The organism is Citrobacter sp. Cb080, assembly GCF_030334745.1.
GTDB lineage: Bacteria > Pseudomonadota > Gammaproteobacteria > Enterobacterales > Enterobacteriaceae > Citrobacter > Citrobacter braakii.
The window spans coordinates 207534-221358 of sequence record NZ_JAOWDG010000069.1 but is presented as its reverse complement, the minus strand read 5'-3'; the positions used below and the strand labels follow the sequence as shown (position 1 = coordinate 221358).

Genomic DNA, 13825 nt, shown 5'->3' with positions numbered 1-13825 from the left:
TTTCAGGAGAAACACTGATGATGTATCACATTCCCGGCATTCTGTCGGCGCAGGATGTCGCCTGGTTTCGCGAACAGCTGGACGCTGCCGACTGGGTTGATGGCCGCGCAACCACCGGCGCTCAGGGCGCGCAGGTTAAAAACAACCAGCAGGTGAATACGCAAAGTGAGCGTTACGGCGTTTTACAACAGGCGGTACAAAACGCGGTGAACAACAGCGCGTTATTCTTCGCCGCTGCATTACCGAAAACGCTCTCCACACCGCTGTTCAATCGCTACCAGGACAACGAGACCTACGGTTTTCACGTTGACGGCGCGGTGCGTAGTCATCCGCAAAACGGCTGGATGCGCACAGATCTTTCCGCCACCTTATTCCTGAGTAATCCTGACGATTATGAGGGAGGAGAGCTGCTGGTCAATGACACCTACGGCCAGCATGCGGTAAAACTTCCGGCAGGCGATCTGGTACTTTACCCTTCCAGCAGCCTGCACTGCGTTACGCCAGTGACCCGTGGGGTTCGGGTGGCATCCTTTATGTGGATCCAGTCGATGATCCGGGACGATAAAAATCGCGCCATGCTTTTTGAACTGGATAAAAACATCCAGTCCCTGAAGACACGTCATGGGGAGAGTAGCGAGATCCTGTCGCTTCTCAATCTCTACCATAACCTGCTGCGCGAATGGTCTGAAATCTGATACCGCTGACACGTGGTCGTTTTTCAGCCATCACATTCGCTATACTTATTTTGTAGACATCAGCAGGAGGTAGGTATGGCATCCGGATGGGCAAATGACGACGCTGTTAACGAACAGATCAACAATACTATTGAAGATGCTGTTGCCCGCGCCCGCGGTGAGTTACCGACGGGGGAAAGTCTGTATGAATGCGAAGAATGTGGTAATCCAATCCCTCAGGCCAGACGGGAGGCCGTGCCCGGCGTACGCTTGTGCATCACATGCCAGCAGGATAAAGATTCACATAGCGCTGCATTTTCAGGATATAATCGCAGAGGTTCGAAAGACAGCCAGCTACGTTGACTTATCTTTACCGAAAGTTTCAGCGCATACGATTTCCTTTACGAGCACGCTTTTTTGCACTCTGTGTAGCAAAATGTGCCGTTGTCGGTTTCTCTGTAAAGCGCAATGACAAGAACTGTAAATCCCTCTTTCGAATTTATTAATATTCAATAAGTTATTTGTCATTCAATTTTTTTGATTGATGTCGTCAATTCTATTCGATTTTATCTCGCATAAAAAAACGTGATACTTCTCACATCGACGAAACAACGTCTTCTTAAAGAACACTGACTAACAGAACAAACCTGCGAGAAATTAATCATGAAAAATATCAAATTTGCTGTTGCCGCCATCGCTCTGTCTACCCTGTCATTTGGCGTTTTTGCTGCCGAGCCAGTTTCCTCTACTCAGGCGCAAAACATGAACAAAATTGGTGTGGTATCTGCTGACGGCGCTACCACGCTGGACGGCCTGGAAGCAAAACTGGCTGAAAAAGCGACTGCTGCTGGTGCAACGGGTTACAGCATCACTTCCGCTATCGGCAAAGACAAAATGAGCGGCACCGCGGTTATCTATAAATAACCGAAAGATTACCTGTACGACCCAATGCTCCAACCCTCATTGACCCTGTTTGTTACCCTTTGTTTGCCCGTCCGCCACTGGACGGGCTTTTTTTTGCTTAGTGTTCCAGTCGTTGACGGAATTCCTGCAACACGGCGTCTGGCATCCCTATTTGCAACGCCGCCTCGCAAATCGCCTGCCAGCTTCCGGCATCCAGCGGAATACCTTGCTCCAGCCGTTCTTCACGAGTATTCACCTCCCACTCCCCTGGCAACAGGATCGGGGCATCTTCAGCATGTGGGGACGCTTTCACCCACTTAGCAAAGGCCGCGACCTGGTTGTCGCAGTCCGGCGCGCCAAACAGTTCCGGATTCATAATGATGGTCGTCATACAGTTAATGATGGCATCCGCGCTGGTCTGCAGGCTCTCTTCATGTGTGGTTTTACCACCAGAAAGCGCTCCCCCCATAATTTCGCACATTGCCGCCAGCGCATAACCTTTGTGTTGGGCGAAGGTCAGCAACGACCCCAGTGGAGAGACCTGCATTACGGCAGGATCGGTTGTGGGTACCCCATTAGCATCAATCAGGCATCCCGGAGCCACCGGCTCACCCTTGTGCCATGCCACACGGGTTTTGCCAAACGCGATGGCGCTGGTTGCATAGTCCAGCAACAACGGGAACGTATTTTTACGTGGGAACACCACACAGAAGGGGTTGGTGCCAAATCGACTATCGCGGCCATGAAACGGTGCGACCATCGGGATCCCTACCACATTCACAAAGTGCACCGAAACAAAACCCGCCGCCGCACATTGCTCCGCCCAGTAGCCAATGCGTCCAATATGGTGCGAATTATGTAATGCCACGGCAGCGATACCGTACTGGCGCGCTTTTTCGATCCCAAGCGTAATTGCCTCGTGGGCCGCCACCTGACCAAATGCGCAGTCGCCGTCAAGCGTAATCACCGCTCCCGCATCGTTGACCACTTTGGCATGGCGGTTGATCTGCAGGTGTCCCTGCGAAAATGAGCGAATATAGCTTGGGATCATGCCGATACCGTGGGAGTCGTGGCCGGCGAGGTTAGAGGCTATCAGATGATCGGCCACCAGCCGCGCCTCCAGTTCATTGCTTCCCATCTGGTGAAAAACGGCCTGGATAAAGGCGTGCAGCGTTGGCACATGGAAGCGATGTCCACTGTTCATTGTAATCTCCTGTTGTGTCGCGTGTTGATTGTGGTTCTTATTTTTCAACAAACTATGCTGCGCCACAGCGCTCAGGAGATCAATAAACGTGCAGAAATTTCACGTTGCCGGAAGGCGTGAAGCGACGGGCCAGGCAAATGACCCGTCGGGAGAAAGAAAAATCAGAAGCTTTGCTCGACGCGGCCAAGTCCTTCAGCCAGCGTCGCGGATTCACCGGTTGCTACCAGGCAGCAGGCCATCTGGATTTTCAGCGATGCCGGAACCGGCTCACTGCCCGCCAGACAACGCTCAATCCAGCGCGCGGTAGTTTCCGGGTCTTTAGCCACCGGCAGTGGGACCGGCTCATCGGGCATCTCGCTCTGCCGGTCCTGTAGCACTCGCACGCCGGACGAATCTATCAGGCTTATCTGCGGGCAGCGCTGCGGGTTGGCGTACACTTCACCCTCGGTACCGTGCATCAACAGGGCACGCCCACCGATATCGCCGAAAAATTTCGCCACGCGCGATACGTATTCCGGGTGGGAAACGCTGGAAAGACGCAGCGCGGCATCTTCGGCAAACGGCGTGGCTAATTTAGCCAGCGTATGCGCACTGTTACGCACGCCCATTCGCCAGCGCATCGCCAGCTGTTTTTCCAGCGGAGGACACAGCGCACTCACCGGGATAAATACCGGCTCATGGCCATCCAGCTTTGCCTGCGCCTGCCCGGCATGCAGCGTCGGCGCAATCCCCATCAGTTCGAAAATGGTTTCAGTCAGCACGCGGGTTGGATCCTCGCTGACACCGTGCACCACCACCGGGAAGCCCAGTTTATGCAGTAAAATCGCCAGCAGCGGAGTCAAATTTGCCTGCTTGCGCGCGCCATTGTAGCTGGGAATGACAATCGGCATGGGTTTGGCCACTGGCGGAGTCAGGCGAATGGTGTGGTTCTGCATCGCTTCGTAAAAGCCCAGCATCTCCGCTTCGCCTTCGCCTTTAATACGCAGCGCAATCAGTACACCGCCCATCTCAAGATCGGGCACCTCGCCGTTCATCATATGGGTATACAGTCCGCGAGCAGTATCCTTATCCAGGTCACGCGCGTGATTTTTTCCTCGCCCAATCTCTTTGATGATTTTGTGGTAATCCATCGATAACTCCTTGCCTGTTGCTCGCATCGTTAACGCCGACGGCGACGCGTGGGTTTCGCTTTTTCTTTTGGTTTTACTATAACGTCTGGCACAGCAGGTTGCTCTATCGGAAATATGGGTAATGCGTTCAGTAAACGCTTGCCATAGCTTTTGGTCAATAAACGCTTGTCATAAATAACCACTTCTCCCCAGCAGCCGTGGCTACGAATGAGTCGCCCAACCTGCTGGATCAAATTGAATGACGCCGCAGGCAAGCTCTGCACCTCAAAGGGGTAGCGGTTCAGGCTTTTCAGCCACTCGCCCTCGGTGATCACCACCGGGCTGTCGATAGGCGGAAAAGCAATTTTGTGAATATGCACCTGGGTCAGCAAGTCGCCTTTCAAATCCAGACCTTCGGCAAAAGATTGCAGCCCAATCAGTACGCTACGCTCGCCGTTGGTCACCCGCTTGCGGTGCAGCTCCACCAGTCGATAGCGCGGCTGGTCGCCTTGTACCAGCAACAGCAGACGCAGATCGGTAACGTGCTCAAGAAAACGCTGCATTGCCCGACCGCTGGCAAAGAGTACCAGCATGCCCTGATGCTTTTTACTTTCCAGCTGTTCGCGGAAATAGGCGGCCATTTCCGCGATATGCTGCTCTTCGTTATCAATTGACGGTTCGTAGCGCATCTGCGGAATGACGATTTTGCCTTGCTCAACGTGATTAAACGGTGAATCCAGCGCGATAAACCGGTCCCCTGCTTTTTCTTTCAGCCCGCTCATCTCCTGCAAACGCGAGAAGCTGTTGAGCGAACGCAGCGTGGCGGAGGTCACGATAATATGCGGTACGCTGCGCCACAGCAGTCGTTCAAGCTGATCGCTCACGCGGATCCCCACACAGTGGAACCAGACGTGGATCTGCCCGTCACGCACTTCGCGCGTCGCCCATTTACTCACCGGCGCGCCTGACGACTGCGCGAGCGAAGCCAGCCGCCACAGTTTGCTTTGCGCCTCAAACATGCCCAACGCCCGATTCATCTGCAAAATAACCCGATGCAGACGCACAATATCGTGGGTGCCGGTTTTTTCGCTGAGATCGTTGAGGAACAGTTCCGCCAGACCGCGCAGCATTTCTGTTAGCTTCGCCAGACGCTGACAAATCTCCATCACTTCCGCAGGCAGTTCGCCCATCGCGAAGCGGTGTTCCGCCTCCTGGGTCGCAGGCATGTACAGATTAAGAATGTTATTGAGCGATGAAATCAGCTCATACAGTTCCTCACAGTGACCGTTCAGACGCTCGGCATTCGCCAGCGGCGGCGTGGTTTTTGGACGAAACTGTTCCAGGCAGGTGGCCACTAATTTGCAAAACAGATCCAACTGCAGTCGATACCAGGGGGCGCTGATTTCTGCGCTCATCTCCAGCGCATCGCGCGCGACGTCCGGCAAATGGTGACCTTCATCAAGGACCAGCAGCAGGTTCTTCGGCTCCGGCAAAACAGCTTCGCTTTCCATGGCCGCCATCACCAGCGCGTGGTTAGCCACCACCACTTCGGCTTCCTGAATCTCACGGCGGGCGACAAAAAAGGGGCATTCACGATAGTAGTGACAGTTACGATTCAAACAGCTGGCTTTATCAGTGCTCAGGCGCTGCCAGAGTCCGTCGTCGATAGCGATATCCGTGTGATCGCGCAGCCCGTCCCACTTGTAGCTGTCGAGATCGCCTTTTAGCCTGGCGCAGCGCTTTTGTTCTTCCTGGTTGTTGGGCGTCAGGTCATCGTCGAGAAAGGCCAACAGATCCTGCTGATTGGGTTTGCTACTGGCCAGCGCCGCTAAATTACGCGGGCAGACATAACGCCCGCGACCAAACGCGGCGGTAAAACGCAGATCGGGGATAATTTTGCGCAGCAGCGGTAAATCTTTGCTGTAGATCTGATCCTGTAAAGCAACGTTGGCGGTACTGACCACCAGCGTTTTTTGTTCTTCACGCGCTATGGCAATACCGGGAATCAGGTACGACAGCGTTTTCCCCACCCCGGTCGGCGCTTCAATTGCCAGATGCCGCCCTTCTTCCCCGGTGAGCGTTTTCGCGACGTCAGCAATCATCTGCCGCTGGGGCGCACGGGGAATAAAGTCGGGGATCTGTTCCTGAAGCGCCTTATACCAGGCGGCAATTTGCGCTTTTAGCGCGGCCGTTAGTGCCATGAGAAAACCTGAAATACTGTATAAACAGCCACTATTGTGGCACTTTCTGATACGTGTCGCAAAAAGAAAAGCCCGACCTTTCGGCCGGGCTCGCAATTACTGCGCTGAAGACGGTTTGCGCGGACGGCGCGGTGGACGAGGCTTATCGCCCGCCGGTTTGCCTTCGCCGCTACGCGGTTTCGCTTTTGGCGCACCGCCATCCTGACGACGCGGCTGCTGACCACGCCCAGCTCCCCCCTGACCGCGACCACCGCCGCCACGCTGCTGGCGACCATTCTGGATCGGCTCGGCTTTGATGGACGGGTCTGGCTCGTAGCCTGGCATCGCAATTCGCGGGATCTCTTTTTTCAGCAGCTTCTCGATGTCACGCAGCAGCTTGTGTTCATCGACGCACACCAGAGACAACGCTTCGCCGGTAGCGGCCGCACGACCGGTACGACCAATACGGTGCACGTAATCTTCCGGGACATTTGGCAGCTCGTAGTTCACCACGTGCGGCAGCTCTTCAATATCCAGACCGCGCGCGGCAATATCGGTCGCCACCAGCACACGAATATCACCGGATTTAAAATCAGCCAGCGCACGCGTACGCGCCCCCTGAGATTTATTACCGTGGATCGCCGCGCTGCGAATGCCGTCTTTATTCAGCTGTTCCGCCAGATGGTTCGCACCATGTTTGGTACGGGTAAACACCAGCACCTGCTGCCAGTTGCCCTGACCGATCATCTGCGACAACAGTTCACGTTTACGCTTTTTATCAACAAAATGAACGTGCTGAGTCACCTGCTCTGACGCGGTATTACGGCGCGCCACTTCGATTTCCAGCGGATTGTGCAGCAGCTTTTCGGCCAGCGACTTAATATCATCAGAGAACGTTGCTGAGAACAGCAGGTTCTGGCGTTTTGCCGGCAGTTTCGCCAGAACGCGACGGATATCATGAATAAAGCCCATATCCAGCATGCGGTCAGCTTCATCCAGTACCAGAATCTCAACCTGATCCAGTTTCACCGCATTCTGGTGTTCCAGATCGAGCAAACGACCAGGCGTGGCGATCAGCACATCCACACCGCCGCGCAGCTTCATCATCTGTGGGTTAATGCTCACGCCGCCGAAGACCACCAGCGAGCGAATATTCAGATACTTACTGTAATCACGTACGTTTTCGCCAATCTGGGCCGCCAGTTCGCGGGTTGGCGTGAGGATCAGCGCACGCACCGGACGACGGCTTTTGCCATGCGGCTGATGGGTAATCAGGTGCTGCAACAGCGGCAGGGTAAAACCTGCCGTTTTCCCCGTACCGGTCTGGGCGCTAGCCATCAGATCGCGGCCTTCCAGCACGGCAGGGATCGCCTGCTGCTGAATAGGGGTAGGTTCACGGTAACCCTGCTCGGCAACGGCACGTAAAATATCAGGGTTTAAACCAAGGGAATCAAAAGACATAACAACTCCGAACCACCCTGACCGTTACCGGTGTCGTTTTCAGGGAGATACATATAATAAAGATGACAAAAACCACAATGTCATGAAGGGGCGGAGTGTAGCAGTTTTTGTGATGTGCCGCATAAATTATCCCTGCGCTGAAAAATAACGGTCCGGACTGGACAAGGTTACACATCAGTCATAATCTTAATCAATCGATTGATTAAGATCTGAGTCGTGCTATGAATACACCCACCATGACAACCAAAGGTGAACAGGCGAAAAATCAGCTCATTGCCGCCGCGCTGGCGCAGTTTGGCGAGTATGGTCTGCACGCCACTACTCGCGATATCGCCGCGCAGGCCGGGCAAAATATTGCTGCCATCACCTACTATTTTGGCTCAAAAGAGGATTTATATCTCGCCTGCGCCCAGTGGATTGCGGATTTTATCGGCTCACAGTTTCGCCCGCATGCTGAAGAAGCCGAGCGTCTGTTTGCTCAGCCGGAACCGGATCGTGGCGCGATGCGCGAACTGATCCTCCGCGCCTGCAAAAATATGATCATGCTGTTAACCCAGGACGATACCGTTAACCTGAGCAAATTTATTTCGCGCGAACAGCTTTCCCCCACCGCGGCTTATCAACTGGTGCACGACCAGGTTATCAATCCACTACATACTCACCTGACGCGCCTGATTGCTGCCTATACCGGCGGCGATGCCAACGATACCCAAATGATCCTGCACACCCACGCCCTACTCGGCGAGGTACTGGCCTTTCGTCTGGGGAAAGAAACCATTCTGTTGCGTACGGGCTGGTCACAATTTGATGAGGATAAAACCGCGCTGATTGACCAAACGATCACCTGTCACATCGATCTTATTCTGCAAGGTTTAACGCAAAGGAGTCTGGAGTCATGAAAAAACCTGTCGTTCTCGGGCTGGTCATCGCGGCCCTCGTTGCCGTGATTGCCGGTGGAACGTGGTGGTATCAAAGTCGGCAAGATAACGGTCTGACGCTGTACGGCAATGTCGATATACGTAGCGTCAACCTGAGTTTTCGCGTCGGCGGCAGGCTGGCCTCGCTGGCGGTTGACGAAGGCGATGCCATTACCGCCGGTCAGGTGCTGGGCGAACTGGACCGTGCACCGTATGAAAACGCATTAATGCAGGCAAAAGCGAATGTTGCCGCCGCGCAGGCGCAATACGATCTGATGCTGGCAGGGTATCGTGAAGAAGAGATCGCGCAAACCGCAGCGGCAGTCAAACAGGCGCAGGCAGCCTATGATTACGCGCAAAACTTTTACAATCGGCAGGTGGGATTGTGGAAAAGCCGCACTATCTCCGCCAACGATCTGGAAAACGCCCGTTCATCACGCGATCAGGCGCTGGCCTCTCTGAAATCCGCACAGGATAAACTCAGCCAATACCGCAGCGGTAATCGTGTGCAGGACATTGAGCAGGCGAAAGCCACGCTCGAACAAGCTCAGGCCGAGCTGGCCCAGGCAGAGCTTAATTTGCATGACACCACGCTGACCTCGCCGTCTGACGGCACGTTACTCACCCGTGCGGTCGAACCCGGCAGCATGTTGAACGAAGGGGGCACGGTACTGACGCTGTCACTCACGCGTCCGGTATGGGTTCGCGCCTACGTTGACGAACGAAATCTGAGCCAGGCGCAGCCAGGACGCGAAATCCTGCTTTACACCGATGGCCGTCCGGACAAACCGTATCACGGTAAAATCGGCTTCGTGTCGCCCACCGCCGAGTTTACCCCAAAAACAGTCGAGACCCCTGACCTGCGCACCGACCTGGTTTATCGCCTGCGTATTGTGGTGACCGACGCGGACGATGCGCTGCGCCAGGGAATGCCGGTAACGATAAAGTTCAGCGATGAGGCACGGCATGAATGACGCCGTCATTACGCTGAATGGACTGACGAAAAACTTTGCCGGAATGGATAAACCGGCCGTCGCCCCGCTCGACTGTACCGTTCATGCGGGCTACGTGACCGGGCTGGTCGGGCCGGATGGCGCTGGCAAAACCACGCTGATGCGAATGCTGGCAGGGCTGTTGAAACCCGACGCCGGTAGCGCAACGGTAATTGGTTTTGATCCCATCAAAGACGACAGCGCGCTGCATGCGGTACTGGGTTACATGCCGCAGAAATTTGGTCTGTATGAAGATTTGACCGTCATGGAGAACCTTAATCTCTATGCAGATTTACGTAGCGTTACCGGTGAAGCGCGAGAAAAAACCTTTGCCCGGTTACTGGAATTTACCTCGCTGGGGCCGTTTACCGGACGCCTAGCCGGCAAGCTTTCCGGCGGCATGAAACAGAAGCTCGGACTTGCCTGTACGCTGGTCGGTGAACCCAGCGTGTTACTGCTGGATGAGCCTGGCGTAGGCGTCGACCCTATTTCCCGTCGCGAACTGTGGCAAATGGTTCATGAGCTGGCCGGGGACGGCATGCTGATCCTCTGGAGCACTTCGTATCTGGATGAAGCTGAACAATGCCGTGATGTGCTGCTGATGAACGAAGGTGAATTGCTGTATCAGGGCGATCCCACTCAGCTTACGCAAACCATGTCGGGTCGCAGCTTCCTGATGAGCAGTTCGCAGGAAAATAACCGCCGACTTCTGCAACGCACGTTAAAACTGCCGCAGGTTAGCGACGGGATGATTCAGGGGAAATCCGTCCGCTTAATCCTGAAAAAAGAAGCGACGGCCCAGCAGATTCAAAACGCTGACGGCATGCCGGAGATAACCATCAACGAAACCGCCCCCCGCTTCGAGGATGCCTTTATCGATTTACTCGGCGGGGCCGGAACATCGGAGTCACCGCTGGGCGCTATCCTGCATACCGTGGAAGGCACGCCAGGTGAAACGGTGATCGAAGCCAAAGCGCTGACCAAAAAATTTGGCGATTTTGCCGCTACCGACCACGTAGACTTTGCCGTGCAGCGCGGCGAGATTTTTGGTTTGTTAGGACCCAACGGCGCGGGCAAATCCACTACCTTTAAAATGATGTGCGGCCTGCTGGTCCCCACCTCGGGTAAAGCGCTGGTGCTGGACATGGACCTGAAGGTCAGCTCCGGTAAAGCGCGTCAGCATCTGGGTTATATGGCGCAGAAATTCTCCCTGTATGGCAACCTGACGGTTGAACAGAATCTGCGCTTTTTCTCCGGCGTCTACGGCCTGCGCGGTCGGGCGCAGAAGGAGAAAATCGAGCGGATGAGCGAGGCATTCGGCCTGAAGAGTATCGCCTCCCACGCCACCGACGAACTGCCGCTGGGCTTTAAACAGCGCCTGGCGCTGGCCTGTTCGCTGATGCATGAACCCGACATTCTGTTCCTCGATGAACCCACTTCCGGGGTCGATCCCCTCACCCGTCGGGAGTTCTGGTTACATATCAACAGCATGGTGGAAAAAGGCGTCACGGTGATGGTGACCACCCACTTTATGGATGAGGCAGAATACTGCGATCGCATCGGGCTGGTGTATCGCGGAAAACTGATTGCCAGCGGTACGCCGGACGACCTGAAAGCTCAGGCTGCTGACAGTGAGACGCCAGACCCGACCATGGAACAGGCCTTTATCACGCTAATCAATGACTGGGATAAGGAGCATACACATGAGTAACTCCGTTCTCTCCTGGCGTCGCGTACGCGCGCTGTGCGTGAAAGAGACGCGCCAGATCGTCCGCGATCCCAGCAGTTGGCTGATTGCGGTGGTGATCCCGCTGCTGCTGCTGTTTATCTTCGGCTACGGGATCAACCTCGACTCCAGCAAGCTGCGGGTAGGGATTTTGCTCGAACAGCAAAGCGAAGAGGCGCTGGATTTTACCCATACCATGACCGGTTCACCGTATATTGACGCCACCATCAGCGATAACCGTCAGGAATTGATTGAGAAAATGCAGGCCGGGCGCATTCGCGGGCTGGTGGTGATCCCGGTGGATTTCGCCCAGCAGATGGCGCGACCCAACGACGTAGCGCCGATCCAGGTGATCACCGACGGCAGTGAACCAAATACCGCTAACTTTGTGCAGGGTTATGTCGAAGGCATCTGGCAGATTTGGCAACAACAGCGGGCGGAAGATCGCGGAGAATCATTTGAACCTTTGATCGACGTGCAGACCCGCTACTGGTTTAACCCGGCGGCCATCAGCCAACATTTTATTATTCCCGGGGCGGTAACCATCATCATGACGGTTATTGGCGCTATCCTCACCTCATTAGTGGTGGCGCGCGAATGGGAGCGCGGAACCATGGAAGCGCTGTTGTCTACCGAAGTCACCCGCGTCGAACTGCTGCTGTGCAAACTGATCCCCTATTACTTTCTGGGCATGCTGGCGATGCTGCTGTGTATGCTGGTGTCGGTGTTTATTCTCGGCGTGCCCTATCGCGGTTCGTTGCTGATCCTGTTTTTCATTACCAGCCTGTTTCTGCTCAGCACGCTCGGCATGGGGTTGCTTATCTCCACCATCACCCGCAATCAGTTTAACGCCGCGCAGGTCGCGCTAAACGCCGCCTTCCTGCCTTCGATTATGCTGTCGGGTTTTATCTTCCAGATAGACAGCATGCCGGCGATTATCCGGGCAGTAACCTATATTATTCCGGCTCGTTATTTCGTCAGCACCCTACAAAGCCTGTTTCTGGCGGGAAATATTCCGGTGGTGCTGATTATCAACGTGCTGTTTTTAATCGCTTCGGCGGTGATGTTTATTGGCCTGACGTGGCTTAAAACCAAACGTCGGCTGGATTAAGGGGACGGGCATGTTTCATCGCTTATGGACATTAATTCGTAAAGAGCTGCAATCGCTGTTACGTGAACCGCAGACGCGAGCCATTCTGATTTTACCGGTGCTGATTCAGGTTATTCTGTTCCCGTTCGCGGCCACGCTGGAAGTCACCAACGCCACTATCGCTATCTATAACGAAGACAACGGTAAACATTCGGTGGAACTAACCCAGCGCTTCGCTCGCGCCAGCGCCTTTACGCACGTTCTGCTGCTGAAAAGCCCGCAGGAGATCCAGCCCACCATCGACACGCAAAAAGCCCTGTTGCTGGTGCGCTTCCCGGCCAACTTTTCGCGTAATCTGGATACCTTCCAGCAGGCTCCCATGCAGATTATTCTCGACGGGCGTAACTCTAACAGTGCGCAAATTGCCGCGAATTACCTGCAACAAATCGTTAAGGAGTATCAGCAGGAGCTGATGGACGGCAAGCCGAAACCGAATAACAGCGAGCTGGTGGTGCGTAACTGGTATAACCCGAACCTGGATTACAAATGGTTTGTGGTTCCGTCGCTGATCGCCATGATCACCACCATCGGCGTCATGATCGTCACTTCGCTCTCGGTTGCCCGTGAGCGCGAGCAAGGCACGCTGGATCAGCTGCTGGTCTCCCCGCTTACCACCTGGCAGATATTCATCGGTAAAGCGGTGCCCGCGTTGATTGTGGCAACGTTTCAGGCCACCATTGTGCTGGCGATCGGCATCTGGGCTTATCACATTCCGTTTGCCGGTTCACTGGGGCTGTTCTATTTCACGATGGTGATTTACGGGCTGTCGCTGGTCGGCTTTGGTCTGCTGATTTCATCACTGTGTGCCACCCAGCAGCAGGCGTTTATCGGCGTGTTTGTGTTTATGATGCCGGCGATTTTACTTTCAGGCTACGTATCGCCGGTCGAAAATATGCCGGTCTGGCTACAGAATCTGACGTGGATAAACCCAATCCGCCATTTTACGGACATCACGAAACAGATTTACCTGAAGGATGCGAGTCTGCAGATTGTGTGGGGAAGTTTGTGGCCGCTGTTGGTAATAGCGGCCACGACCGGCTCAGCGGCGTATGCGATGTTTAGACGCAAGGTGATGTAGCTTTTTGTCTTTCGCCAACAGCGAGACCACGGCGGGTCCGGCAAGGATCACCAGCCCCGCCAGGGCCAGCAAGACGTTGTTTTGCAGCACGCGCGACAGCAACCACAGTACGATCATCGCGGCACCGAAATACCACGTGGTAGTCAGCTCTTCCAGCACATCAGCTACGTCGCGCCAGCGCTGTTCATGGTGACGTTGCAAGGCCAGCATTAATAAAACCGTTACGCCGTAAACGACGCATAATCCCAGGCCGACGCGCACCAGCGTACCGCTCATCCAGCCCATTACCAGCAACGCCACTACCAGTAAATGCAACACAATCTGCCAGCAACTTAGACCCGTTGCGACACGAACACGTTGTTGCCACCTCATGGCTTTTCTCCTGAAGGATTTTCAACTAATTATTCAGAGTACCGGACTTTACGGAAAAT

Annotated in this window: 13 protein-coding genes; 8 read left to right on the top strand and 5 right to left on the bottom strand. The window is 54.7% G+C overall.

Annotation, left to right across the window (positions count from 1 at the left end; all coding sequences use genetic code 11):
- Positions 1–17: 17 nt before the first annotated feature.
- The 3 genes from ybiX (at position 18) to ybiJ (ending at position 1598) form a co-directional block, all read left to right on the top strand.
- Positions 18–695: a PKHD-type hydroxylase YbiX gene (gene ybiX, locus OGV38_RS13735; RefSeq protein ID WP_047415262.1), complete on the top strand. Its 678-nt coding sequence runs from the start codon at positions 18–20 to the stop codon at positions 693–695.
- A 75-nt stretch (positions 696–770) separates the two neighbouring features.
- Positions 771–1037, top strand: a complete 267-nt coding sequence (locus OGV38_RS13730; protein ID WP_003035233.1) for a DksA/TraR family C4-type zinc finger protein — start codon at positions 771–773, stop codon at positions 1035–1037.
- Positions 1038–1337: 300 nt separating this feature from the next.
- Positions 1338–1598, top strand: coding sequence for a DUF1471 family protein YbiJ (ybiJ, locus tag OGV38_RS13725; protein ID WP_016152363.1), 261 nt, complete (start codon positions 1338–1340; stop codon positions 1596–1598).
- A gap of 97 nt (positions 1599–1695) precedes the next feature.
- On the opposite strand, the gene OGV38_RS13720 is transcribed toward ybiJ, so the two are convergent.
- From OGV38_RS13720 to rhlE, 4 genes are all read right to left on the bottom strand, one after another.
- On the bottom strand, positions 1696–2781 hold the full coding sequence (locus tag OGV38_RS13720; RefSeq protein ID WP_046274639.1) for a malate/lactate/ureidoglycolate dehydrogenase: 1086 nt from the start codon (positions 2779–2781) through the stop codon (positions 1696–1698).
- 161 nt (positions 2782–2942) lie between these two features.
- Positions 2943–3911: a DNA-binding protein YbiB gene (gene ybiB, locus OGV38_RS13715; RefSeq protein WP_269517578.1), complete on the bottom strand. Its 969-nt coding sequence runs from the start codon at positions 3909–3911 to the stop codon at positions 2943–2945.
- A 29-nt stretch (positions 3912–3940) separates the two neighbouring features.
- Positions 3941–6091 carry an ATP-dependent DNA helicase DinG gene (gene dinG / locus OGV38_RS13710; RefSeq protein WP_269517581.1) on the bottom strand — a complete coding sequence of 717 codons (2151 nt, stop codon included), beginning with the start codon at positions 6089–6091 and terminating at the stop codon, positions 3941–3943.
- 96 nt (positions 6092–6187) lie between these two features.
- Positions 6188–7531, bottom strand: coding sequence for an ATP-dependent RNA helicase RhlE (rhlE, locus tag OGV38_RS13705; protein ID WP_016152359.1), 1344 nt, complete (start codon positions 7529–7531; stop codon positions 6188–6190).
- 221 nt (positions 7532–7752) lie between these two features.
- Between rhlE and cecR the strand changes: the two genes are divergently transcribed.
- Genes cecR through OGV38_RS13680 form a run of 5 tightly spaced genes read left to right on the top strand, consistent with a single transcriptional unit; the run spans position 7753 to position 13394 of the window.
- Complete coding sequence (gene cecR, locus OGV38_RS13700; RefSeq protein ID WP_016152358.1) at positions 7753–8430, top strand: transcriptional regulator CecR; 678 nt, start codon at positions 7753–7755, stop codon at positions 8428–8430.
- Positions 8427–9422: a secretion protein HlyD gene (gene hlyD / locus OGV38_RS13695; protein ID WP_016156061.1), complete on the top strand. Its 996-nt coding sequence runs from the start codon at positions 8427–8429 to the stop codon at positions 9420–9422. The genes cecR and hlyD overlap by 4 nt, the downstream gene beginning before the upstream one ends.
- Positions 9415–11151 carry an ATP-binding cassette domain-containing protein gene (locus tag OGV38_RS13690; protein WP_016152356.1) on the top strand — a complete coding sequence of 579 codons (1737 nt, stop codon included), beginning with the start codon at positions 9415–9417 and terminating at the stop codon, positions 11149–11151. The genes hlyD and OGV38_RS13690 overlap by 8 nt, the downstream gene beginning before the upstream one ends.
- Positions 11144–12277: an ABC transporter permease gene (locus tag OGV38_RS13685; protein ID WP_016156059.1), complete on the top strand. Its 1134-nt coding sequence runs from the start codon at positions 11144–11146 to the stop codon at positions 12275–12277. The genes OGV38_RS13690 and OGV38_RS13685 overlap by 8 nt, the downstream gene beginning before the upstream one ends.
- Before the next feature lie 10 nt (positions 12278–12287).
- The gene (locus OGV38_RS13680) at positions 12288–13394 is read left to right on the top strand and encodes an ABC transporter permease (RefSeq protein WP_008784194.1); all 1107 of its coding nucleotides are present in this window, start codon (positions 12288–12290) and stop codon (positions 13392–13394) included.
- Here the strand turns inward: OGV38_RS13680 and OGV38_RS13675 are convergent.
- A complete protein-coding gene (locus tag OGV38_RS13675) occupies positions 13356–13766 on the bottom strand; it encodes a YbhQ family protein (protein WP_016152353.1) in 411 nt (136 codons plus the stop codon). The two genes, OGV38_RS13680 and OGV38_RS13675, sit on opposite strands and share 39 nt — an antisense overlap.
- Positions 13767–13825: the final 59 nt, after the last annotated feature.

Excerpts from the sequence above, each read along its gene's own strand:
- OGV38_RS13730 (WP_003035233.1), top strand. The coding sequence starts at position 771 with ATGGCATCCGGATGGGCAAATGACGACGCTGTTAACGAACAGATCAAC.
- ybiB (WP_269517578.1), bottom strand. The coding sequence starts at position 3,911 with ATGGATTACCACAAAATCATCAAAGAGATTGGGCGAGGAAAAAATCAC.
- cecR (WP_016152358.1), top strand. The coding sequence starts at position 7,753 with ATGAATACACCCACCATGACAACCAAAGGTGAACAGGCGAAAAATCAG.
- OGV38_RS13680 (WP_008784194.1), top strand. The coding sequence starts at position 12,288 with ATGTTTCATCGCTTATGGACATTAATTCGTAAAGAGCTGCAATCGCTG.
- OGV38_RS13720 (WP_046274639.1), bottom strand. The coding sequence starts at position 2,781 with ATGAACAGTGGACATCGCTTCCATGTGCCAACGCTGCACGCCTTTATC.
- OGV38_RS13675 (WP_016152353.1), bottom strand. The coding sequence starts at position 13,766 with ATGAGGTGGCAACAACGTGTTCGTGTCGCAACGGGTCTAAGTTGCTGG.
- OGV38_RS13685 (WP_016156059.1), top strand. The coding sequence starts at position 11,144 with ATGAGTAACTCCGTTCTCTCCTGGCGTCGCGTACGCGCGCTGTGCGTG.
- dinG (WP_269517581.1), bottom strand. The coding sequence starts at position 6,091 with ATGGCACTAACGGCCGCGCTAAAAGCGCAAATTGCCGCCTGGTATAAG.
- OGV38_RS13690 (WP_016152356.1), top strand. The coding sequence starts at position 9,415 with ATGAATGACGCCGTCATTACGCTGAATGGACTGACGAAAAACTTTGCC.
- ybiX (WP_047415262.1), top strand. The coding sequence starts at position 18 with ATGATGTATCACATTCCCGGCATTCTGTCGGCGCAGGATGTCGCCTGG.
- rhlE (WP_016152359.1), bottom strand. The coding sequence starts at position 7,531 with ATGTCTTTTGATTCCCTTGGTTTAAACCCTGATATTTTACGTGCCGTT.
- hlyD (WP_016156061.1), top strand. The coding sequence starts at position 8,427 with ATGAAAAAACCTGTCGTTCTCGGGCTGGTCATCGCGGCCCTCGTTGCC.
- ybiJ (WP_016152363.1), top strand. The coding sequence starts at position 1,338 with ATGAAAAATATCAAATTTGCTGTTGCCGCCATCGCTCTGTCTACCCTG.